The sequence below is a fragment of the Pseudoalteromonas sp. RB2-MNA-CIBAN-0110 genome (genome assembly GCF_040309305.1).
GTDB lineage: Bacteria > Pseudomonadota > Gammaproteobacteria > Enterobacterales > Alteromonadaceae > Pseudoalteromonas > Pseudoalteromonas arctica.
Map to the genome: position 1 here is coordinate 92,507 of NZ_JBEOOQ010000003.1, position 24,623 is coordinate 117,129.

Annotated in this window: 18 protein-coding genes and 1 pseudogene; 5 read left to right on the forward strand and 14 right to left on the reverse strand. The window is 38.9% G+C overall.

From position 1 onward, the window contains the following. Nucleotides 1-3: 3 nt before the first annotated feature. Entirely contained in the window at nucleotides 4-1,914 is a 1,911-nt protein-coding gene (thrS, locus tag AAEY68_RS03070) for a threonine--tRNA ligase (RefSeq protein ID WP_007582683.1), read from the reverse strand. 355 nt (nucleotides 1,915-2,269) lie between these two features. Here thrS and AAEY68_RS03075 point away from each other — a divergent pair, with 355 nt between their 5' ends. Together AAEY68_RS03075 and AAEY68_RS03080 are read left to right on the forward strand one after the other, a co-directional pair. Then, complete coding sequence (locus AAEY68_RS03075) at nucleotides 2,270-2,716, forward strand: DUF3010 family protein (protein WP_007582681.1); 447 nt, start codon at nucleotides 2,270-2,272, stop codon at nucleotides 2,714-2,716. Nucleotides 2,717-2,901: 185 nt separating this feature from the next. After that, complete coding sequence (locus AAEY68_RS03080) at nucleotides 2,902-4,635, forward strand: AMP-binding protein (RefSeq protein WP_350585442.1); 1,734 nt, start codon at nucleotides 2,902-2,904, stop codon at nucleotides 4,633-4,635. A 152-nt stretch (nucleotides 4,636-4,787) separates the two neighbouring features. Here the strand turns inward: AAEY68_RS03080 and hflX are convergent, their stop codons facing one another. The 7 genes from hflX to AAEY68_RS03115 all read right to left on the reverse strand — a co-directional run bounded on the left by hflX (nucleotide 4,788) and on the right by AAEY68_RS03115 (nucleotide 12,815). Next, nucleotides 4,788-6,137: a GTPase HflX gene (gene hflX, locus AAEY68_RS03085; protein ID WP_101217307.1), complete on the reverse strand. Its 1,350-nt coding sequence runs from the start codon at nucleotides 6,135-6,137 to the stop codon at nucleotides 4,788-4,790. Nucleotides 6,138-6,335: 198 nt separating this feature from the next. Beyond that, entirely contained in the window at nucleotides 6,336-7,688 is a 1,353-nt protein-coding gene (gdhA, locus tag AAEY68_RS03090; protein ID WP_342879140.1) for an NADP-specific glutamate dehydrogenase, read from the reverse strand. 373 nt (nucleotides 7,689-8,061) lie between these two features. Beyond that, entirely contained in the window at nucleotides 8,062-8,535 is a 474-nt protein-coding gene (locus AAEY68_RS03095; protein WP_002960721.1) for a YehS family protein, read from the reverse strand. 117 nt (nucleotides 8,536-8,652) lie between these two features. Beyond that, nucleotides 8,653-9,897, reverse strand: a complete 1,245-nt coding sequence (locus AAEY68_RS03100; RefSeq protein ID WP_350585443.1) for a lipoprotein-releasing ABC transporter permease subunit — start codon at nucleotides 9,895-9,897, stop codon at nucleotides 8,653-8,655. After that, on the reverse strand, nucleotides 9,887-10,585 hold the full coding sequence (gene lolD, locus AAEY68_RS03105; protein ID WP_007375330.1) for a lipoprotein-releasing ABC transporter ATP-binding protein LolD: 699 nt from the start codon (nucleotides 10,583-10,585) through the stop codon (nucleotides 9,887-9,889). The genes AAEY68_RS03100 and lolD overlap by 11 nt, the downstream gene beginning before the upstream one ends. Continuing rightward, nucleotides 10,578-11,795 (reverse strand): lipoprotein-releasing ABC transporter permease subunit, encoded by a 1,218-nt coding sequence (locus AAEY68_RS03110; protein ID WP_165721537.1) that lies wholly within the window; start codon nucleotides 11,793-11,795, stop codon nucleotides 10,578-10,580. Before AAEY68_RS03110 ends, lolD begins: the two co-directional genes overlap by 8 nt. A gap of 147 nt (nucleotides 11,796-11,942) precedes the next feature. Beyond that, complete coding sequence (locus tag AAEY68_RS03115; RefSeq protein WP_211185081.1) at nucleotides 11,943-12,815, reverse strand: LysR family transcriptional regulator; 873 nt, start codon at nucleotides 12,813-12,815, stop codon at nucleotides 11,943-11,945. A gap of 134 nt (nucleotides 12,816-12,949) precedes the next feature. Between AAEY68_RS03115 and AAEY68_RS03120 the strand changes: the two genes are divergently transcribed. Both AAEY68_RS03120 and fghA read left to right on the forward strand, forming a co-directional pair. Continuing rightward, on the forward strand, nucleotides 12,950-14,071 hold the full coding sequence (locus tag AAEY68_RS03120; protein WP_007375333.1) for an S-(hydroxymethyl)glutathione dehydrogenase/class III alcohol dehydrogenase: 1,122 nt from the start codon (nucleotides 12,950-12,952) through the stop codon (nucleotides 14,069-14,071). Nucleotides 14,072-14,143: 72 nt separating this feature from the next. Beyond that, nucleotides 14,144-14,986, forward strand: a complete 843-nt coding sequence (gene fghA / locus AAEY68_RS03125; RefSeq protein ID WP_007375334.1) for an S-formylglutathione hydrolase — start codon at nucleotides 14,144-14,146, stop codon at nucleotides 14,984-14,986. Here the strand turns inward: fghA and AAEY68_RS03130 are convergent. Both AAEY68_RS03130 and AAEY68_RS03135 read right to left on the reverse strand, forming a co-directional pair. Continuing rightward, nucleotides 14,940-15,263 (reverse strand): hypothetical protein, encoded by a 324-nt coding sequence (locus AAEY68_RS03130; protein ID WP_165726903.1) that lies wholly within the window; start codon nucleotides 15,261-15,263, stop codon nucleotides 14,940-14,942. The genes fghA and AAEY68_RS03130 overlap by 47 nt on opposite strands. A gap of 121 nt (nucleotides 15,264-15,384) precedes the next feature. Continuing rightward, nucleotides 15,385-16,821 carry a BCCT family transporter gene (locus AAEY68_RS03135; protein ID WP_350585505.1) on the reverse strand — a complete coding sequence of 479 codons (1,437 nt, stop codon included), beginning with the start codon at nucleotides 16,819-16,821 and terminating at the stop codon, nucleotides 15,385-15,387. Nucleotides 16,822-17,122: 301 nt separating this feature from the next. Here AAEY68_RS03135 and AAEY68_RS03140 point away from each other — a divergent pair, with 301 nt between their 5' ends. Next, complete coding sequence (locus tag AAEY68_RS03140; protein WP_024590122.1) at nucleotides 17,123-17,539, forward strand: MgtC/SapB family protein; 417 nt, start codon at nucleotides 17,123-17,125, stop codon at nucleotides 17,537-17,539. Between the two features lie 107 nt (nucleotides 17,540-17,646). On the opposite strand, the gene AAEY68_RS03145 is transcribed toward AAEY68_RS03140, so the two are convergent. The 4 genes and pseudogenes from AAEY68_RS03145 to AAEY68_RS03160 form a co-directional block, all read right to left on the reverse strand. Then, nucleotides 17,647-18,666, reverse strand: a complete 1,020-nt coding sequence (locus AAEY68_RS03145) for an energy transducer TonB (protein ID WP_350585444.1) — start codon at nucleotides 18,664-18,666, stop codon at nucleotides 17,647-17,649. Nucleotides 18,667-18,903: 237 nt separating this feature from the next. Then, nucleotides 18,904-20,718, reverse strand: coding sequence for a CBM96 family carbohydrate-binding protein (locus tag AAEY68_RS03150; RefSeq protein WP_350585445.1), 1,815 nt, complete (start codon nucleotides 20,716-20,718; stop codon nucleotides 18,904-18,906). Nucleotides 20,719-21,300: 582 nt separating this feature from the next. Next, nucleotides 21,301-22,503: pseudogene (locus AAEY68_RS03155) on the reverse strand (IS3 family transposase). Between the two features lie 96 nt (nucleotides 22,504-22,599). Continuing rightward, the gene (locus tag AAEY68_RS03160) at nucleotides 22,600-24,507 is read right to left on the reverse strand and encodes a beta-ketoacyl synthase (RefSeq protein ID WP_350585446.1); all 1,908 of its coding nucleotides are present in this window, start codon (nucleotides 24,505-24,507) and stop codon (nucleotides 22,600-22,602) included. Nucleotides 24,508-24,623: the final 116 nt, after the last annotated feature.

Below are 24,623 nucleotides of genomic sequence, written 5' to 3' on the forward strand. Positions count from 1 at the left end.
TTTTTACTGTCGATTTTTAATTTCTTCGCTAATTTTAGCTACAAAATCATCGACATTAAATTTGCCTAGGTCTTCACCTGTGCGAGTACGCACTGCTACTTCTTGTTGTTCAACTTCTTTATCGCCAACAACGAGCAAGTATGGAATACGCTTCAGTGTATGCTCACGGATTTTAAAGCCAATCTTCTCATTTCTCAAGTCAGCAGCGGCTCTAATTCCAAGTTTATTTAATTTTTGTACAACTTCTTTAACATAAGGAGCCTGTTTATCGGTAATATTCATAATTACCACTTGCTTTGGCGCAAGCCACGTTGGGAATAAACCAGCGTACTCTTCAGTTAAAATGCCAATAAAGCGTTCAATAGAACCTAAAATAGCACGATGTATCATTACAGGTGTACGACGTTCGTTATTTTCTGCTACATAAGTAGCGCCTAAACGACCCGGTAATGCAAAGTCTAATTGCACTGTACCACACTGCCACGCTCTGTCTAAACAATCGTATAAAGTAAATTCAATCTTTGGACCATAAAACGCGCCTTCACCCGGAAGATAATCAAATTCAATATCGTTTAGCTTAAGTGCTTCGGCTAAAGCAAGCTCTGCTTTATCCCACATATGGTCTTCACCAATGCGTTGTTCTGGGCGAGTAGATAGCTTAACTACAATCTTCTCAAATCCGAATGTTTCATATGTATCATAAACCATCTTAATACACGCTGAAACTTCGTCCATTATCTGCTCTTCGGTACAGAAAATGTGAGCATCATCTTGTGTAAAGCCACGTACACGCATTAAACCGTGTAGTGCACCTGATGGTTCATTACGATGACAACAACCAAATTCAGCCATACGAAGTGGTAAATCACGGTACGATTTTAAACCCTGGTTAAAGATCTGCACATGTCCTGGGCAGTTCATTGGTTTAATCGCGTATTCACGCTTTTCAGACTCAGTGGTAAACATTGCTTCTGAATATTTTTCCCAGTGACCTGATTTTTCCCAAAGTGAACGGTCCATCATCATTGGACCTTTTACTTCTTCGTACTCATATTCGCGTAACTTTTCACGTACAAATTCTTCAAGCTCGCGGTAAATGCTCCAACCATCGTTGTGCCAAAATACCATGCCTGGCGCTTCTTCTTGCCAATGCCATAAATCAAGCGCTTTACCAATACGGCGGTGATCGCGTTTTTCAGCTTCTTCAAGGCGTTTTAAATACGCTTTAAGTTGCTTTTTATCGCCCCACGCTGTGCCGTAAATGCGTTGTAGCATTTTGTTTTCTGAATCACCACGCCAATATGCACCCGCAACTTTCATTATTTTGAAGTTTTGGCAAAATTTCATGTTAGGAACGTGAGGTCCACGACACATGTCTACATATTCTTCGTGATGATATAATCCTGGGCGGTCATCTTTAGCGATGTTTTCGTCCAGAATTTCTATTTTGTATGTTTCGCCACGCGCTTCAAATGTATCGCGTGCTTCTTGCCAGCTTACTGTTTTTTTCACTACGTCGTAGTTGGTTTTTGCAAGTTGCAACATACGCTTTTCAATTGCTTCAAGATCATCTTGTGATAATGAATGTTCCATATCGATATCGTAGTAAAAACCGTTATCAATGGTAGGACCAATTGCCATTTTTGCGTCTGGGAAAAGTTGCTTAACTGCATGACCAATTAAGTGAGCACAAGAGTGACGAATGATTTCAAGGCCGTCATCGTCTTTAGCGGTAATGATCTCAAGACGAGAGTCTTCACTAATTAAATCACATGCATCAACACGGTCGCCATTAACACGACCCGCAATGGTCGCTTTAGCTAAACCAGGGCCAATATCGTTTGCAACATCAAGCGTGCTTACAGGGTTTTCAAAACTACGTTGACTTCCGTCTGGAAGAGTAATAACTGGCATTATAAATCCTTGCTACAGTGGTGACACCTACAATGTATCACGTGTATTTTTAATAAATTAAATGAGAATGACTCGACAACGCTTTTACGAATAAGCATTGACTAATAAATGTAGATGCAGAGTCTATTCAACTACAAAGATATATTGTCGCGTGCTGCGCATTTAATTACAAGTTTTAAGGGGTGAAATCCACCCGTTTTGAGCACAAAATGTAACTTTTAGAGCAAAAAAAATCATTTCATTAAAATATAAAAGCATCAACGCACTAATTACGCACCTACAACTATACCTACACTCGCATTTTAATGTGTGTTGCGTATAATACTGCGTAATTAAGTTATTTTAGAGAATAGACATGAGAACATGTGGTGTAGAAATTACCGGTAGTGATGTACTACTTTGTATTTTAAGTAAAGATAATGACGTATTTGATATTCGCGATGTGCGCCAAACACGCTTTACCTTAGGTAACGGTAACGACACTGAAGTAATGCGTAAATTTCAATTCGATTTTGCAAAACTAATGCAAGATTACCAAATTGATTCTGTTGCAATCCGTGAGCGTCAGCCTAAAGGTAAATTTGCTGGCAGCGCAAAGGGATTCAAAATGGAAACTGCGATTCAATTAATCGACAATTTAGACGTACGTTTATTTACCACAACTGAAATTAAAGAACAGGTAAAGCGTAATCCTATTCCTATTGATTTTGAAGAAACAGGTCTTAAAAAGTACCAAGAAAATGCATTTGTAAACGCTTACGTTTACATAATGAAAAAAACATACCGCAGCGACGAAATGTAAACTCATTACTCGTTTAAAAACGCGTACTTACATTGTAAGACGCGTTTTTTTGTGTCTAAAAAGTAGTATTAGCTTTTATTAATCTAATAATACATTAGTCTAACTGCACTTCTCTTTGTCGACAATATGTGTTTATTTTAACTTTGTAGTTTACATAACTCACACACATTTTCATGGAGAGAGCAATGCACACACACACTATTGCGGTAAAAGAAGTAGAACAAATAAATCACTTACCGTTATCGCAAAGCTATTTTAAAGGTATACAAAGCACACCTTTAACAAATTCGACTATCGGGGAGTACTTTGACTTTATTGTCGACAAAAATCCAGAGGCGTTAGCTGTTGTAGTTCATCACCAGGGTATTCGCTTAACGTATAAAGAATTTCAAAAAGAAGTTAATCAACTTGCTATGGGGTTGCTGGCACTTGGCGTGAAACCAGGCGAGCGTGTTGGTATTTGGTCTCCTAATAATATTGAGTGGTGCTTAACCCAATTTGCAACGGCAAAAATTGGCGCAATAATGGTGTGTATCAACCCAGCGTATCGCCCTAACGAATTACAATATGCCTTAAATAGTGTTGAATGCTCTACTCTAATCACAGCATCAAACTTTAAAGGCAGTGATTATTTAGAAATGCTCAATGGTTTGGCTCCAGAACTTGCAACTTGCGATAAAGACACACTCAATTTAAAAGCACTGCCCACTCTTAAAAATATAATCCGCATTGGCGATGAAGCATCTCCTGGTATGTACTCTTTTAATGATGTTATTAACTTGCCAACATCGGCACATGAGCTTGAATTAAAAGCAATAGGTGCAAACTTAAATGCTGAGCAAGACATCAATATACAATTTACATCAGGCACAACAGGCAACCCAAAAGGCGCAACGCTCACTCATAAAAACATTTTAAATAATGCGCTATTCGTCGCCGAATCTATGCACTTTACGAGCGATGACAAGTTATGTATCCCTATCCCGTTATATCATTGCTTTGCAATGGTATTGGGTAGCTTATTGTGTGTTAGTAAAGGTGCAGCAGCCATTTACCCAGGTGATTCGTTCGATGCAAAAACCACACTAGATGTAGTTCAACAAGAAGGATGTACAGCGCTGCACGGTGTACCTACTATGTTTATTAGTGAGCTTGAGCTAAGTAATTTTAACGATTATGACTTAAGTACTTTACGCACGGGTGTAATGGCAGGCTCTACATGCCCAGAGCAAGTAATGCGCAAAGTACAAACACAAATGAACATGCATCAAGTACTGATTGCTTACGGGCAAACGGAGTGCAGCCCCATAAACAATATTACCGAAACAGACTCTTCAATAGAGCGGCAAGTAACAACGGTTGGCCGCGCACTTGCCCATACCGAGGTTAAAATTATTGACGAGCTGGGTAACATTCAAAAAATTGGTCAACCTGGCGAAGTGTGTAGTAAAGGTGCAGGCATAATGCGCTGCTATTGGAATGACGATGCTAAAACAAAAGCCACAATAGATGAAAGTGGTTGGCTACACTCTGGCGATTTAGGTGTCATGGATACAGAAGGGTTTGTCACTATTGTTGGCCGCATTAAAGATATGATTATTCGCGGCGGCGAAAACATTTACCCTCGAGAAATAGAAGAAGTACTTTACACCTACCCGGGCATTCAAGATGCTGCCATATTTGGTATAACAGATGAAAGATATGGCGAGGAAGTGTGCGCTTGGATCCAACCAAAAGAAGACGCTGTGCTTGATGAGCAAGCAATTCGTGAGTTTTTAAAAGACGAACTAGCCTACTTTAAAATACCACGACATATCCGTTTTGTAGAAAACTATCCAATGACAGTAACAGGTAAACTGCAAAAATTTAAAATGCGCGAACAAATGCAAGAAGAGCTAAGCGATAAGGCTTTTTCCTAGTTTCGTCTCTAAATAACTGAGGCTCTGGATAGGGAATTTATCTCAGAGCTATGTTCATAGCTAGCAGCGTTAAATTTACGTATATTAGGACTAATACTAAAAAGCACAGCCAATTGACTGTGCTTTTTATGTACTGAATTGTACTTAATTTATTATAAATTCAGCATTCTCTTTTTTAAACGTTCTAAATCAATCGCACTCGAGCGCACTGTTAATTTAATATGGCTGTATTCATATTCTTCTTTAACAACACTCATACTCGATCGGATTTCGCCCACGATACCTTTGGCTGTGTACGGTATAACAATCTCTTCTTCAATCATGTCCTCTTGAGCAATGCCAATAATGTATTTGTGCAATTTACTAATATCATCTGGATTACGCGTAGAGGTCATCATCGCATCAGGAAATTCATCCATTAGCGACTGCTGCTGCTCAGTACTTAATTGGTCTGACTTATTCAGTACTAATAATTTTTTGCTGCCTTCCACCCCAACTTCTGCCAGTACTTTATGTACTACTTCAAGTTGTGAGCGAAAAGAAGGATCTGAAGCATCTACAACATACAACAATAACGACGCATCATGTGCCTCAGCGAGCGTTGAATGAAATGAAGCCACCAAATCATGAGGTAATTTTTTAATAAAACCAACCGTATCTGAAACCAATATACGTGGCTGCGTAATCGGATACAACGCGCGAACAGTGGTATCTAGCGTTGCAAAGAGTTTATTTTCGCCTTCTACATCACTACCTGTAATTGCGCGCATCATTGATGACTTGCCCGCATTGGTGTAACCAATTAAAGCCACTGAGAATAGCTCAGAGCGCTGCGTACGTCTGTCCATCATTACATCTTGAACACTAACAAGCTCACGCTTTAATTCTGCTAATTGATCGCGCACCTTACGGCGATTTAGCTCAAGTGTGGTTTCACCCGCACCTTTACCCATTTGGCGTTCTTTATCACCTGTTGATGTTTCACGCAGCCGTGGCGCTACATAATTAAGGCGAGCAATTTCAACTTGTAATTTTGCTGTTTTAGTACGCGCATGACGGCTAAATATTTCAATGATAATACCGGTGCGATCGAATACTTCTACACCCAGCTGGTTCTCAACATTACGTAGTTGAGAAGGCGTTAAATCACAGTCAAATACCACTACATCGGCACATGCAAAATCAAGTTCGTCTGATGGAATTTCTGACGATATTTCGGTTAAAGGGTCTTCATCAAGTAAATCATCTTCTTGCTCGTTTTCAACCATCCCTTTATTGCCGGTAAGGTGTGCTATTTCAGCTAGTTTTCCTGAGCCCAGTACATTAACTTTTTGGGTAGAACTTTGCTTTTGCGATTGTGTACCTACTACTTTAAAGCCTAACGTAGTTACCAAACGAGCAAGCTCTGCAAGCGATTCTGTTGCTTCGTCACCTTTAAATTGTGGTGTACTAATAGAAATAAGTAACGCATTAGGAAGTGATGGTTTTGCAGTTAGTTGCATAATTTTTTGTCTTAATGCACCTAAAGTGCAAACCTAATTTTCATTCGAAAGTAACTTGATCCTACGCTGTTATAGCCCAGCTTTATAGGGTTATAGTTCACTAATGGCGTTAATATTTAAAACTAACCATAATATACTCAATTTTATGGCTAGTTTTAAAATCACATTATATTAAAGCCTTATTGTTCAGCTTTAATATTAAACGACACCCTGCTCAATCATTGCATCTGCAACGCGCCTAAAGCCTGCAATGTTAGCGCCTAATAAAAGGTTTCCAGGCTCACCAAATTCTGTAGCGGTGTCGTTAGCGGTAACAAATATATTTTTCATAATTTGTTTTAGCTTTTCATCAACTTCTTCAAAGGTCCAACTTTGCATGCTCGCATTTTGCGCCATTTCTAATTGGCTTGTTGCAACGCCGCCAGCATTGGCGGCCTTACCTGGCCCATACGCAATTTTTGCAGCAATAAAGCAATCAATAGCCTCTTTTGTTGAAGGCATGTTTGCGCCTTCACTTACTAATAAACAACCGCCGGATAATAATGCGTTAGCGTCTGCCTGTGTTAATTCATTTTGTGTGGCGCACGGAAAAGCAGCGGTAGCATTAAAGCGCCAAACAGCGTGCCCATCTTTAGGGTAGTCAATTGCAGAAATATAAATAGCATCGGGGTGAGTTTTTTTATATACGCTCAAGCAATCACGCGATTGCTCTTTCAAACATTTAATAAGATTTAAATCTATACCCGATTCATGATACACAGTGCCACGAGAGTCGCTGCAACTTACTGGTGTTGCCCCCATTTGATAAAGCTTTTCCATAGCATAAATAGCAACATTACCTGCGCCCGAGACCAAGCAGCGCTTACCTTGTAGGCTATCGCCGCGCGCTTGCAGCATGTAGTCAGCAAAATAAACAGCGCCGTATCCAGTGGCTTCTTTTCGTACAAGCGATCCACCCCACAATAAGCTTTTACCTGTTAAAACACCTTCATAGCGCCCAGTCAAACGCTTATATTGACCAAACAAGTAACCTATTTCTCTTGCCCCTACTCCAATGTCTCCAGCGGGTACGTCGGTTGTAGGGCCAATATGGCGATAGAGCTCGCTCATAAATGATTGGCAAAAACGCATTATTTCAGCATCTGAGCGCCCTTTGGGATCAAAGTTTGCCCCGCCTTTACCACCACCGATCGGTAAACCTGTTAAAGCATTTTTAAATATTTGCTCAAACCCTAAAAATTTAATTATGCTGGCATTCACACTTGGGTGAAAACGTAAGCCACCTTTATAGGGGCCAAGTGCAGAGTTAAACTCAATTCTGTAGCCTTTATTTACCTGAATATTGCCTTCGTCATCAACCCAGGGAACTCTAAACATAATTTGGCGTTCGGGCTCAACTAAGCGTTGTATAATGGCATTTTTTTTGTATTTTTCTGAGTTTTCTAAGATAGGTTCGAGTGATTCAAGTACTTCTTCAACAGCTTGATAAAACTCGCATTGTGCAGGACTACTATTTTTTAATTGTGCGATTGTGCTATGGATATAATTCATAATTATTCTTCCGTGTTAATAATAAAAGTATTTATCAGATGTTAAAGTAAACGTGATCAAGTTTATGATTCATGCTTTAAGGTCTTAATTTAATATAATTAACTATTACCTTAGCATGAAAAATTGAGATATTTAACGCGAGCTACGTGAATTATTTTTGATTGGAAGCTTAATTTTTATTTATTAAAGATGAATTTAAATTCACAGATTTAAAATTAAAACAGTGCCAAGTGAGTTTTTATATTTTCAAAAGGGAATTTTAGAAGTATTAGGTTAGGTGTGGGTTTGTTTAAAAATATAACAATTAATGGGTTTTATACTGCATTGCGCTCGCAAAAAACCCACTAACTAAAAACTAATTAGCTAAAACCAGTTACTCAGCAGACTCTTCTGGACGGTGCTGCTTTTGTACGCCAGTTAAAAACAAACGTAATATTTGATCGTTACAAACACGGTAATGTTTGTTATCTACTTTTCGAGAAAATGCGCTTAACTCATGTTTACTTAAATCAAAATCAACAAGTGCAAGTGTTGCTATAACATCTTCTGCTTTCATATTTAAAGCAATACGTAGCTTCATAAAGATAATATTGTTGTTTAGCTTTTTCTCAGGCTCTGGTTGCTCACCTTCGCGTTTGCCACGTTGGGTATTAATAAACCCATTTAAAAAGCTAGCAAACTCAGTATCACTTATTGGGGTAAAAGCCTCTTCACCTTCTTTAGTTAACCATGCAATTACTTGCTCTTTGGTGACCGTATGCTCTGCTGATGCAAAAACATTGACCATAGCAGTATCAGTTAAGTTAAAAGTGTAGCGAATGCGGCGTAAAATATCGTTATTAGTCAAAGTAAATCCCAAAGTGAGGTATAGCAACCAAGCAGTTATTGCTTAATTTTAAATAAGCACCTAGTTTAACAGGTTTACTAATACCACCCTATTAATTTTTATCTGAGCTTCTTATACCTAGTTACCAAGCACCTTGGCAGGATCTACGCGCGTTGCTTGCCATGCAGGATAAATAGTGGCAAGTATCGCAAGCACAAACGTAACAATCACTGTAATACCAATGTCTTCAAGTACTAATTTACTTGGTAAAAACTCTATAAAATAAACGCCCTCAAGTGGATTAGCTCCAAATAATTGGCTTATCCACGTAAAAAGTTCACTTATATTAAGCGCTAATACCACACCAATTAGTGTTCCTAGTGCCACGCCTACAAATGCTTGCATTAAGCCTTGCATTACAAAGGTGGCTAAAATAGTACTGTCTTTCGCGCCCATGGTTTTTAAAATTGCGATATTGCCTTGTTTTTCGCGTACTTCCATCACTAAAGAGGACACAATATTAAAACTGGCTACCGCTATAATTAAAAACACCACAATATAAACAATGGTACGTACCATTTGAATATCTTGATAAAGGCTGCCTTGGGTTCTAAACCAACTGGAAACATACACGTAGTCGTCAATAGCTTGGCCCACTTTTAGCGCTATTTGGTGCGCCGTAAACACATCATCAACACTTAACCGCAGCCCTGTTACTTGAGTTTCATCGTAACCCAATGTTTGCTGAGCTTTATTAAGATGTATAAACGCAGCGGTACTATCAATGGGGCCGCCCATTTCTATAACACCTGCAAGGTTAAGTGTTACGCGTTTAGGCGCTAATAATGACTGACCTTTTTGGCCTATTTGCGGAATAAGTAACGTAATGTTGTCGCCTACTTTTGCATCTAACTGTTTTACTATTTGCTTACCTAAAATTACATCATCAAGGCCTAACTGACTCACTAATTTACCACTGGTAAACTGATTTACCGCCGATACATTACTCTCGAGCGATGGCTCAACACCTCGAATTTCTATCGCTTTTAGCTGGCTTTTATATTGCGCCATCCCATTCACTGCAATAAATGGCGCAGCCCCTGTTACATGCGGTTGTGTTTGTAAATCCTCAACTTTTTGCGACCAATTCGCGATGGGTCTACTTGGTGCTACATATTCAACCTGCGGCACAACACTTAGCAATCTATGTACTAGTTGCTGCTCAAAACCATTAATTACCGACAGCGCCACAATTAAAACCGCGACACCTAATAAAATACCAATAGTCGACGCTTTAGCGATAAAACTAACAAAGCCGTTTTTTTCATCTTTGTGGCCTGAATAGGCTCTAAAACGTTTACTTAAAAATGCACTAAGCAACATGCTGCGACTCTTTAATAGCTAATTTTCCATCGTCTAAATAAGCTATTTTGCCTAGCTTATCGGCAAGTTCTAAATCGTGTGTAACTACCACAAAACTCGTGTTTAAGCTTTGGTTAAGCTCATTAATTAAATCGTAAATTTTAATCGCATTTTGTTTATCTAAATTACCGGTTGGTTCATCAGCAAGCACAAGCGCAGGTTTAGTAACCAGTGCGCGGGCAATGGCCACGCGCTGGCGCTCTCCACCAGAAAGCGCAGACGGTTTATGCGAGCTGCGATGTGCAAGGCCGACTTTTTCGAGCATATCGAGCGCTTGAGCTTTGGCTTCTTTTGCACTCAAGCCTTTAATTAATAATGGCATAGCCACGTTTTCAACTGCGCTAAACTCCATTAATAAGTGATGAAATTGATAGATAAAGCCCAAATTTTGGTTTCTAAATGCGGCTTGCTCTGTTCGCGAAAGTTTTGCAACTTCTTGGTTTTTAATTTTAGCGCTACCTGAGCTTGCGGTATCTAATGTGCCAAGTATGTGTAAAAGCGTACTTTTACCAGAGCCAGAACTCCCCACAATAGCGAGCATTTCACCTTGCTGAAGCGCTAAATCAACGCCTTTTAATACTTCAACTTGGTTGCTGCCATCTTGATAAACCTTACTTAAATTTTCACAACTAATTACTAAATCATTCATAACGTAATACCTCTGCTGGTTTTACTTTTGCGGCTTTACGCGCAGGATATAAGGTAGCTAAAAAGCTCATAGCAATACTGGCAAACGCTATTATTACTAAACTCAAAATATCAAATTTTACCGGAAGCTCTATACCCGCCAGTAAGTTTAAGCCCACTAATGCAAGTAGCTCATTTATATATAAACTAAATATTACACCTAAAAATGCGCCTATTGCGGTACCAATTACGCCGTTATATAGGCCTTGCACCATAAACACTTTTTGCACTTGCGAAGGTGTTAAACCTAACGTTTGTAGTATGGCTACTTCACCTTGTTTTTCGCTTACCATCATGGTTAATGCCGATACAATATTAAATACAGCCACCAATACAATGAGGGCAAGCAACATAGACATAATGCGCTTTTCCATAGCAACGGCTGCAAATAGAGTACCTTGGGTACTGCGCCAATCACTATAATTATGATCTTGTAAAATACGCTGGCTTGCTTCAATAAACTCATCTAGTTCGAAAGGTTCGTGCAATGAAACACTTAAATTTGGGGCAGTGTTTTTATCCAGCTTTAACACCCGTTGTAGTGAAGCGCCACTCGTAAACGCAAGCGCCATATCTATCTCAGATCCGGTTTCGTATATTGCGGCAACTTTAAATAAACGCTGGCTGGGTACTCGCCCAAGTGGTGTATACGTTGAAGCATTAGGCATAATAACGCGAAGCTTATCACCCACGCTAACGCCTAATTTACGACTCAAATAACGGCTTATAGCAATGTTGTAATTTTTGTTTAATACAGTTTTCCAATCGCCTTGCACTATTTTATCGGTAATTCTATACAAAGAACCACTATCGTTATAAAGGCCTTGTAATAAAACGCCGTGCAAGTCTTTATTCGTTTGCAAAATAGCTTCACCGTGGCGATATAAGCTTACATGATCAACATAAGGAGATTGTTCGAGGTCGGTTTTTAGGGTGTTCATTTGGGTGGCAGTGTTTTTACCTGCGCTAACTTCAACATGCGGAATAAGTCCAAGCATATTGGTTTTTAGGCTATTTTCAAACCCGTTCATTACACTGCTTACCGTAAATAATGCCATTAAACCAATAGCGATACCGGCAATAGAAAAAAACGAAATAAACGATATAAACGCATTTCCTTTAGAGGAGCGACTATATCTAAGCCCTATAAATAAGCTAACCGGTTGAAACATATTATTTTTAACACTTATCGTAAAAGTATTGAGCAATAGTAGCACGAAAAAAGTGCCTTTGGGTATGGCGTAAAATGTAAGAAATAATTTAAAAATCTGATACTTGGCTATATTTACAGCAATACGTGTTTAACCATTAATTCGCGGTTAAGTTTTCAGCCCTTTAACTAAATAATCGAGCAATACCCGTACATTAGTGGCCACAAACTGCCTTGGCGGATACACGCCCCATACTCCTTCTTGCTGTGGTTGATAGGGTGTTAAAATAGGCACTAATTGTCCTGAGTTAATTTCGTTTTCAATGTAGTAGTCTGGGAGTTGTACAATACCGAGCCCCTTTTTTGCGCCATCCACCAGCGCCCAACCACTATTACACTGTAGCCGCCCCGCTATTTTAATGTGTTTATCGCGCCCATTTTCGTTTACGCGCCAGTAGCTACTATTCCCAATTAAACATTCATGGCTGTTTAGCTCGCCTAAAGTATGCGGCTCACCAAATCGAGTTAAATACTGTGGTGCCGCGCACATAATAAAACGCCGCGCACTTAACCTACGCGCTTTTAAGCTCGAATCTTTTAAATGCCCAAGCCTTATTGCTAAATCAAATCCTCCTTCTAATAAGTTTTCTTGCTCGTTACTTAGTGTGGCAACAACTTCGACCTCGGGATGATCCTTCATAAAATTATGCACTATAGGCATAATGAACGTTTCCCCATACATAACAGGGGCTGTGAGCTTAATTTTACCCTTTGGTGTAGTTTGGTGCGTGGCAAGACCTTGAGTTGCCTCATCCATAGCATGTTGTAAGTGCTTTATTTGATGTAAATACACTTCGCCTTCTTTAGTTAAAACCACTTTACGAGTAGTACGGGTTAAAAGCTGGGTATTTAAACGTTGCTCAAGCGCCGTAACATGGCGGCTAATATGCGCAACCGAAAGCCCAAGCGTTTTTGCAGCCGCAGTAAAGCTGCCCTCCTCCCCTACAGCTATAAACTCATCTATTCCATTCCAACGCGCCATTATTACCATACTGTAAAAGTGTTTTAATAAAATTGAGATTATCATTATTTGAGAAACAAATACAATAAGCCCATCACCCAAGCAAATTGGGTCTACAATTATTTTTTAATAGCCAGTTAAAGGAAATAAAACACATGTCTGAATTTATTAAATCAAAAGCTGCCATTGCTTGGGGTCCTAATCAACCACTTAGTGTTGAAGAAGTTGATGTGATGATGCCTAAAAAAGGCGAAGTAATGGTAAAAATTACCGCTACAGGTGTGTGTCATACCGATGCATTTACATTATCAGGCCAAGATCCTGAAGGCATATTTCCTGCTATTTTAGGTCACGAAGGCGCTGGTGTTGTCTATGCAGTTGGCGAAGGCGTAACGAGTGTTGAAGTTGGGGATCATGTTATTCCTTTATACACTGCAGAATGTGGCGTATGTAAAATGTGTACTTCAGGTAAAACTAACCTGTGTTCAGCCGTACGCGAAACACAAGGTAAAGGCCTAATGCCAGACGGCACTACACGCTTTTTTAAAGATGGCCAACCAATTTATCACTACATGGGTACATCAACGTTCTCTGAGTACACTGTATTGCCAGAAATTTCACTCGCTAAAGTAAATAAAGAAGCATCACTAGAGGAGATTTGCTTACTAGGCTGTGGTGTAACAACAGGCATGGGCGCAGTTACCAACACAGCTAAAGTAAAGCCTGGCGACACGGTTGCTATATTTGGCTTAGGCGGTATTGGTTTGTCTGCGATTATTGGCGCAAAAATGGCCGGTGCTGGTCGTATTATTGGTGTTGATATAAACACCACTAAATTCGATTTAGCTACAAAACTAGGTGCAACTGATTTAATTAACCCAAAAGATTTCGACAAGCCAATTCAAGAAGTTATTGTTGAAATGACAGACGGCGGCGTTGACTACTCGTTTGAATGTATCGGTAATGTTGACGTAATGCGCTCAGCGCTTGAGTGTTGCCACAAAGGTTGGGGAGAGTCAGTAATTATTGGGGTGGCGGGTGCAGGCCAAGAAATATCAACCCGCCCGTTTCAACTAGTAACTGGGCGTGTATGGCGTGGTAGTGCATTTGGTGGCGTTAAAGGCCGTTCACAACTTCCTGAAATTGTTGAGCGTTACATGGCGGGTGAATTTGCTCTTAGCGACTTTATTACTCACACAATGGGCCTTGAAGATATTAATGAAGCATTTGATTTAATGCACGAAGGCAAAAGTATTCGTACAGTCATTCATTACTAATAAACTGCATTCGTAAAATAGCTTATTAATAAGCCGTAATACTTTTAAGTTTACGGCTTTTAAGGATTAAGTATGTTAGAAAATATCTCAAGTGTAAAAGTGTCTGGCGGTTGGCATAAACAATATACTCACAGCTCGCAAAGTACACATTGCACTATGCGCTTTGCCGTATTTTTACCACCTGGCGCAAGTGAAGCAAATAAAGTACCGGTACTTTATTGGTTATCAGGTTTAACCTGTACCGACGAAAACTTTATGCAAAAAGCAGGCGCATTTAAAAAAGCCGCCGAGCTAGGTATTGCTATTGTAGCGCCAGACACCAGCCCGCGCGGCGAAAACGTACCTAATGAAGACAGCTACGACTTTGCACAAGGCGCAGGCTTTTACGTAAATGCCACGCAAGCCCCTTACAACACTCATTTTAATATGTACGATTATATTGTTAGTGAGTTACCAGCACTTATTGAACAACATTTTCCGATAACAAGCACAAAAGCAATTAGTGGTCACTCTATGGGCGGGCACGGTGCATTAATGGTTGCACTTAAAAACCCGACTGCGTTTGTAAGTGCCTCGGCTTTTAGCCCTATTGTAAATCCGATTGAATGCCCTTGGGGTGTAAAAGCATTTACTGGCTATTTAGGAAATGATAAGGCGCTTTGGGCACAATATGATAGCTGCGAGTTGATGAAAAACGCAGAGCAAGCTCATTACTTACCCATGTTAGTGAGTCAAGGTGATGCTGATGGCTTTTTACAAGAGCAACTTAAGCCAGAAAACTTAGTCGCTATTGCTGATAAAAAAGGCTACCCGCTTACACTTGAAATGCAAGCAGGCTACGATCATAGCTACTTTTTTATAAGCAGCTTTATTGACCAACACTTATTATTTCATCATCAGTTTTTAACAGCTTAGAATGAGATTCGTTAGTGTGTAGATTAGATTTATCAACATCTACACACTCTTTTAAACTCTTTGTTACTTGCCTACATGTTTGTTTTGGATTGCTCTCGTCTTTTACAAATTCCACTATAGCGGAGTCAACTGCATATCCCATTTTTGAGAAACTCAAGCCCTCTTCGTCTTTTACAAAAGTACCAGAGTTCGTTGAGCTACTACCCGAGCGTGCTGAATTATCAAGCAATACACCTACAGCGGTACAACCGAGTAGACTTTGTAAAAAAAACAACAATAACTAAAATACGCATAATTCATCCTGAATGCTAACTACTGGCTAATACCTTAATTTTAGCCTTTTTTTAAAATAACTCTGTAAAAATGTGTTAAGGGTAATGGCATATTTAAATGAATACTTATTCTTCATTGATTAGTTCATTTGTAAACTCTTTAATAAAACCAATTAATTGCAATATAAATATAATTAAAAAAGGAAGCGCTCCAATAATAGCAACGCTTCTGTTTAATGGTTCATTGTTTTGTACTAACAAAACAAAAGCGCATAAACCTAGTGCAAACGACCAAGCATACAAGCTCCATGTTTGAACTTCACTTGCACCACTTAATTGGCGAATAACCAAAACAGCAGAGTCTGCTGATGTGGCTACAAAAATGAGTAGAAGCAATAAACTTGACCAAATTAATAGACCGCCTTGCCAGCCTAATTGCTCGAAAAATACAAACAGCCCTTGCGTATAATCGACTTTAATAGCCTCTAAAATGCCTGCATTGTGAGTTTGATCCCACGCAATTGCAGAGCCCGAAAACACACTAAACCATATAATAGTCACAAAGGTTGGTACAAATACGACACCTAAAATGTATTGCCAAACCGGCCGTCCTTGGCTAATTTTTGCCAAAAACACACCAACAAACGGGCCCCAAGCTAACCACCAAAAATAGTAATTGTATGTCCAACCTGTTGCCCATGCGGGGTCATTAAGTACGCTTTCAAACTGCCATGTACCTGTGGTTATGAGCTGAATGTAATCCCATGTACCGCCTATTGCTATATCTATAATTGGCTTTATAGGCACAAAAATTAATAGCCATGCTATAAGTGCAAATGCTAAAAACACATTAAACTTACTAAGAGTTTGAATTCCTTTTTTAAGCCCCAACTTTGCAGAAATGGTATAAAGCAGCGCAATTAAAAAAATTATAATAAACCCCGAAAATAAAGCCGATTCAACCCCTAGCTCAAGCTCGAGCCCTTTACGCAGTAATAAAGTTGAATTAGCAATTGTGCCCACGACACCAAAGAATATTGCAAGTATGGCAATTAATTTAATGCTAAAGCTCAGCTGTAACTGCCAAGCCCGATTAATAACGCCTTTAGTTGCACTGATCACAGGAGCACTAATATCGCCCGCTTTACCACTATTGCGAGTAAGCCCACCTAATAACAAGCCAAATACTGCATAGAGCGCCCATGCATGCGCGCCCCAATTAACTAAGGTAAGCGCCAAACCACTTGTTTGGTGGTTGGGATACAAGCTTTGCTTTAAAGGCGAGTTAACCGTGTGTAGTGCAGGCTCTGCTACTCCCCAAAATATAAGTCCTGAGCCCATTCCTGCTGCAAACAACATAGAAAGCCAACCAAAGGTACTAAACTCAACAAGTGCTTGCGCTCCTCCTATTTTTCGTTGCCCTAATGGGCTTATAGCAATAGCTATCACAGAAAAAAGTAACAAGTTTACCAATATAAAAAATGGCGACCCTAAATAACCTAAAATTTTATTAATAGCGGGTTGTAAGTGCTCTGTGAGTAATTCAGGAAATAAAAAAGCAATAACAGATAACCCAACGCAAAATAGTAAGGCTGTTTTTTCAAGCTTAGTGGGGGGTGCTTAATGTTTTATTTAAAGGCAAGAGATTCACATAGATGTCTTTTAGTCTGGATAAAAGAATACGGGGCTTTAAAACTCAGATCAAATTAACTATTGCGTAAAATAGTAATAAAAACATGTAAAAGTTTCCTCAATAATTCTTGTTAAATATAGGTATTAACAATAACTCATTGATTAATAGTAATTTATGCCATGGCTTGCTGTTTGCTTATTATTAACAAAGTTAACCAGCACAGGCTCAATAATGGAAATTGATTTACAGTGGAATGAAATCATCGATAACTTAATACACTTAGGTATTGCATACCTACTTGCACTACCCATGGCTTACGACAGAGAGCGAAGTAATGATGGCGCAGGCCTTCGTACCTTTCCTCTTGTTGCTGTTGCATCGTGTGGGTATGCATTAATTGCTATGTCGGTTTTAGATGGCGCAGAAGCTCAATCAAAAATGTTGCAAGGCATCATTACTGGTATTGGTTTTATTGGCGGTGGCGCAATTTTGAAAAATAACAAATCAACCTCCGGCACAGCAACCGCAGCCAGTATTTGGAATATGGGCTTAATTGGTATAGCTGTAGCCTACAGCCGTTACGAAATAGCCATTTTACTTGCCATTATTAATTTTATAACGCTTAGGTATGTAAAAAAGTTTAAGTAACAGTTTTTTTAATAAGTATTGCAGCAAAATTCCAATGCATTATTTGAATAGCCAAAACTTATTAATGCAATAACTCCCCATAATTTATATGTGGGGAGTTACAATTTTTATAAAAAGCTTTCACCGCTTTGCTTAAGTGTAATTGTTTGTGCTTGAGCGCTTTTTATTAATAATCCACAACGCAAATCATTTTTCGAAATAACAATTTTATCAATTGTATTAGTGTCATAGTCAACGACTTTGTTTTCGCATCTAAGTTGTACTTTGCTCAGTGGTAATTCTGATTCTAATTTAACCTCAGACTTCGACATCATAGGCATTACAGCTTGTTCTGAAGCTAAACTAAATTGTTGTTTAATATCTCCCGAGTTTTTATAAATATCGTTCACTTGAGTTAACAACTGTTCCTTGTTTTGCTCTGTAAAGGTTATGGATTCAATATTGCCTAGTGCATCTATTGCATCATAAGCACGTACATAATCTTGTTTTGATATAAACCACTGTAAAGCGTTTTTAATCACACGTTTTTGAATTTGATCTGGTAGATTATCTCTAAATAAAAACGCTTCGTAGATATGCTGATCAAAGCTCTTCCAGTCTTGGACAAAATAACTATGCTGGCTTTTAAGCCATGCAAGCAAAACAATCTCAACCGTATTTTTTGTATGTTCATTTTCTAATTCATCGATACGGCTTTTAGCTTCATCGTATTTCTTTTCGTCGATTAATTTACTAGCTTGCTCATAATCATTAAAAAAGCCGCGAGACGCTTTATCGTTTGAAAAATTAATATGTAAATTTTGCGAACTTACAGTAATGGTTTTTGCTACAGGTATAGTCTCACCATTTAATTTTGCACTTTTGTAGTTGAGCTTAGACACGTAATCCATTACTTCTCTTTGGTACTTTTTTTGCCCAACCGTAGCTACAATTTCTATATCACTAACCTGCCCGCTTTTATCAACCACGTAACTGCTCAAATTAATCCCCTCTAACCTCGAAGCGCGCGAAGAAGTATTAGTGAGCTGATCGTAGTTTTTATTAATTACTTCTGCAGGGACAAAGTCGTCTGCAAAAACAGAGGGTTGAGTAAAAGTTAAAGAAAGGGCTAATATGAGTTTTTTCATCAGTTTTATCCATCCTAGATAGTGTTTATATAATAGAAACAAACGATCAAGATAAAAGCAAGCAAATCCATAGGAACACGTTGTTTTTTTCAATCAATTTTATTTTAGCTTTTATAATAAAAACCACAGCCATAAACATAGGCGCTTTAATCAGCGCCTTTGGAGTCAAAGTTACTAAGTAAAAAATTTAAATCTGTTTTAATCCTTCCGTAGCCCGATTTAACCTAAACGTTAATACTAATTGTTGTCTTGGTTTTCCCAAACTTTGACATAATCAACAAGCATTGTAGCAACAAAATCATCATCAATATTACGTGTATTACCGTCCCATCCACCTACTTGTAATGATAAGATTATATATGAGGGTAAGCTGCCAATTCGCTCGCTTTCATGCTCCCATACTTTTTCACCATCGATATATATTCCTACGTAATTAGGAGCCCAATGCATACCAAATAGGTGAAAGTCATCTTCTGTTCCATTAAAGTAGAGTTTATCTGACCCTACAGATGCATGTTCACTACCGTATCCATCCCAATGCAAAGCTGCGCAACTGACATCTTCGCCCCATACTCCTAAATATTCCATGATGTCGAACTCCATACCTCTACCGAAAGTCGTAGAAGTATCCCCCCACATATCTTTAATTAATAAATTGGGTTCATCACCAAAGTTTTCGCTTGAGTACTCACCGCCACGAACTGTTGCGTCATCAGTTGTTCCTATATCTGTACCATTAACAGCTAGTAATGGCCTGTCAGCATAATTTTCTGACTCATTGCTGAATATCTCTAAGAGCTGGCCTTTCATGTAGTTATCGACTAGGGAAAAACTGGCATCATTTCCCGCAATTTTTTGCGCTTTAACATACTCAGTAACATCTACCTCTACAATATCACCTGATGAAGCACCATAACGGTGAATAAACCAAATTGGGTCAACCTTAGGCTTTGTATCCCACGTTACTGTACTCTGTGACCAATCACTCGAAAGCGTTTTATGTACCGCAACACTACTTTTATCTATTGCTTTAGAGACCTTGAACTTTAAAAATGCTGAATCAACCGTATCTGATATATCCTCTAGACTAAATTTCAATAAAGTTTGGCGCCTGTATGTATCACTCCCATAAATACCTTTATCAGCTAGCAGCCAAAAAGCAGGCCACGTACCATGAACTGAGTCATACTTAATCTTGGCTTCAAAATAACCATATTGCTGCCTAAATTTGCCAAAAGTACTGATCTCAGCCCCTTTATAATGATTCGTTTTATCCCCTTGATTAAAGCTCTCTTTCTCTGCTTTGAACTTTAGTATTCCATTCTCAACACTAATATTTTCACTACCTGCATTAGCAGCAAGGCCACTCATACCTAAGTATTGCTTGCCAACTTTCCACTTATCAGGGTTTAGTGTGTTTTGGTTGAAATCATCCTCAAAAGAAAGTATCCAATTCCCTAGTACTGGAGGGCCAGTAGTTACAACTGGTTTATTCTCTTTAAAGTAGACTGAGTCCATATAAAATACACCTGTATCGTAAGGGCCCTGTATACCTACTGCTAGTACGTTCTCCCCCTCATTTAGATTGAAGTGCTTAAGATGTATTTGAATTGTATGCCAAGTGTCATCTAAAAAATCATTATGCCCTGGCTGGCCATTAATGGTCCAAAACTCGCTATTAGATTCATCTAAGTTTATCTTTAATGAGTTTTCGCCTCTGCGAAACATGAGCGTCCCTTTACTGCCTGCCTTTCTGTATATTTTTGCTTCGAGGATAGTATCTTCGTATGGCGGTACTTGCGCAATGTACAAACCAGATTGGGTCCAATGGTGAGCTAACAATACTATTGCTTTATCACCACCAGCTACTGGTTCATCTATTTGTGTTAAGTTTGATTCACTTGATGAGGTAGACCACAAAGAGGTACCATTTTGGGGATAATCATCAAATAAAACGGTTGAAGCAATACTAATGTGCGGTACAACCAACAAAATATAAAAGCTAAGCAAAAACTTACCTTCTATCCAACGAATTATTAAGGTTAATTTCATTGCTATTCCTAAAGTAATTAGTAATCTGAATATTTACCTAAGCAGAAATTAATCATTAGATGTTCAGGCACATATTAAATTTACAAGGGGTTGTAAATAAAGTTCATAGCCAAATTTATAATTATTTAGTTGTAGGATTAGTTTTTATATGGCTTATCTATTATAAATAGTATGGAACATCGCTAGTGTTTTTCAACTACTTCCATTGATTTGCAGTAGTTATAAATCATTAGAAAAATGTCTTTTAAACTTAATATCATAGAGTTAAAAATATAATTAATTTTTTATTAAGGTGTGTTTTCATTACAAGAATAAACTTATTCTCTCTTGAGCTATTTAGTCGTAGTTTAGGTCTTATGCACTATATAACTGTTCCTGCGCTCTTATAATTACTTACATCCAAGTTATTAAAGTAGGTAGAAAAGAAATAAACCAGCGTGCCTTGCTATTACTTACATTAATAAAAGGCCAAAAAACCGCGTGCCTAGAAAAACTTTAAAGTAGTTCATGTTTAATCCCAAAGTAGAACACGCTCTACATTTTAGGCTCTTTTATGTCGCGCCCTGAAATAGGTTGACGGTTTTAATGGAAGACTTGGTGCGAAAGCGCCAGGTCTTTTTTATGCACTTGATTTGGTGTTTTCATATCCAAACTTAAGTGCGGTCGCATTTCATTGTATATAAATATCGATTCTTCAACGAGCTGCTTTAACTCTGCCATGTTGCGACATTTGTACAGTAGAAACTCTTGTTTTAATATCCCGTTAATATGCTCAGCTAATGCGTTTTGATAACAGTCATATCCATCGGTCATCGATGGCTTAATTCCCTCTTTTAATAGCGCATTTTGATATACTTCAGAGCAATATTGTAAACCTCTATCTGAATGATGAATGGCATCACGTTTATATACGCGTTCCTTAATCGTCATCTCTAACGCTTTGACTACATCGGTTGCTTTCATTTCATCACTCAGCTCATAACCCATTATTTTCGACTATAAGCATCAGTGACTGACGACAAGTAATGCACGCCTTACGCTGACTTTACGTATGTAATGTCACTGACGAAGACCTCCTCGGCCGCAGTAGGTTTGTGTTCTTTCAGTAAATTGGGATGCTTGCGCATCCAATGGTTACTGTTTGTTGTTTTAGTGTAATTTTTCTTTGGTTTTACAAGAAAGTCATGCTGTCTCAAATAATCAATCACGACCTAGTTTAATATCACGTTCTTGCAGCTCTGGCTTTATCATCAGATAAAGTTTCTTCCCACCAATACAGCCTCCAATACATCACTAATTCTTTAACTGGCTCTAACGCTTTATTCCGAGCATCTATTCTGTGCATAGCTTGATAGCAACCTTGTACCGTTATGCCATATGCACGGCATAACGGAGTAAGCTTTACTTGCTGTTTTTCTTTTGCGCGCGTGATAGCTCGGATATGTATTTTTTTCGCAAGCCTGCTTCGTACTCTTCATCCATAATATTAATCATTTCATCTTTAATTAAATCCTTTAGGCGTAAGTCTTATATCTCACGCTCTAAACGTTTAATTTTTTGTGCAGGGGTTTCTTTCGATTTAGGCATGTCGGTCATATAAGTTGGTTTAGACCAGTCTAATTTACCCTATTCTCGCAGCCATACCTGAACGATACTTCGACCTTGAATGCCGTAATGGCTTTCCACTTGTTTATACGTGAAGTCGTCTTTTTCTACTTGCTCAACAATGGATAATTTATAATCGCGTTGAGTACACTTAACGTCTTTAATTTTAGTGGTTTTCACAAAATAAGCCCTAAATATGTAAACCTATTTCAGGACAAGACATTTGAGACATTAAAAAAGGCGCTTAAAAAGCGCCTTGCTAACAAGTATGTGTGCTTAAAACATATCTTGATAGGAATTTGTTGTGCTAAACGTAATTGCTTTTTCAAAGCCAGGTAACTGAATACTTTGCTCGTCTATTACAATGTCGTTGTCGTCAATAAGTCCGTCGCCAAAGCGGTAAATAAGCTCATATTGGCCTAAATCAGCTTGAGCTTGATACATTTGTTGCGCGGCTTTAATTGCCATGTTTTTCTGCGCGTAACTACTCATAACTTCATCGCCATGGCGCTTAGCGAGCATTTGCATTGTTACTTTTGGTGAAAGTACGGTAGCTGTTGCATTATTACCGCCAAAGCCTTTTGAATTTATAAAAGCAATATCCATATCGGCGCATTCGTAATGGCTATTACGAATATCAAGATGATCGGTGTAAACATCATCAGCCACTTTATCAATTGTGGTAATACCCGGCATAATATTATGGCTAAATACACCTAAAGCTATCGCTAATTGGTCGCCACTTGCAGGAGCTATAGTATGACCAACATAGGCTTTTGGCGCTGTCACTTTCCAATTATCAATAGCGAACGTTTGTGCCACTTTGTGATATATCAGCGACTCTGTTACGCGGTTTAGTGGTGTACTTGAGCCATGCGCTAAAATAAAGCTACGTTCTTGCAAAGCTTCTTTGCCTAAAAGGCTCGTTGCTAAAGCAGCCGATTTAGCCATGGTAATATAGTTACCAGGACCAGGTGACGTGATTGATTTTTTTATGCCATCTGCATTTACAAATACATCCGGTACGCAGCCCATAATGTCAGCGCCTAGTTCAAGGGCTAAGGCATCGTCCATTAAAATAGCAACTTGTGCGCCTTCACCTAATGTAAAGCCGCAGTTGTCGCCAAATGGGCGGCTACTTTTGCGATAATCTGGTTCTTCATCACTTGATAAGTTATCTAAACGGCGCAAACCTTCAACATTTGCAAGTGCGCTCATGTTACCAAAGCCTTCAATCACTTCTGGTGTAATAGCACATTCAACACTTGCGACAACCGCAACACGTGTACGCCCTGCCTGTATGTCGTTAACCGCTGCACGTAAGTTGTATAAAAACGTAGCACAGGCGCCCGAAGTCGAAAACGTAGTCCCTACATTGCCCGTAACATACGCGTTAATAAAGTCGGTCGACATTGTATTTAAACCCAGTGCTAACTGCTTAGTGCTAACACGGTCGCCTTGTTGGCGCGCCTTTACTAAACCGCCTAAGCCTTTGTCGTCCATTTGGCCAATTACTGATGCTGAATAGGTACCAATTTTATCTGGCTCTACGCTATTCATAATATGCTGCCAATCAAGCCCTGTTGATTTAATAGCATCGGTAGCTGCAAAAATAGTAGCTTGCAAACCACGAGGCTGATAGCGGCTGTTATACATAACAGATGGATCAAACCCAGTCGGGAATTGCCCTGCAGATTTAATTGGATTATCACGTGTTGAGTCATGCTTAACATCTAAGTCGGCTGCAATAGTTACTTTTACTTTTTTGCCTTCAAGTTCTTCAACTTGCCAGCTAGCTGGAACAGGTGTAGGTAAGTCGCGAGCACGCGTTTCAAACACAATTGCGTTATCGCTTGATGCGTTTAGTGTCATTTTTTGCTGCCACGGTGTGGCATCTGCATCAAAGTGTTCTTTTTCAATTTTACGAATAAGCGTACCAGCAATAATTTGCTCACCAAAGCGTGCTTCTATGTCGCTTTGCTCAACATTATTACCTTGTGTATCTTGTAATTGGCCGTTTACAAAGCTTACTAGATTCATCAGTGTGGCGAGGCCTAAGAATGTTTCACTGCGATCTTGAGCATTTAAACTATCTAACACGATACGGCGATAACCTTGATGAAAAGAAGTACGGCCAGCGGCGTTAATGCCACCCATGCCTACTATAACGGGTAATGCTGTCATAATTTACCTTTAAAAACGTGTTATTAGAAGAACAGGCAGTTTAAATGGATTATGCACTATGCATTGTGCTTTAATAGCCAAATATTCAGCACAAAAGGCCAAAATATACTGGTCGG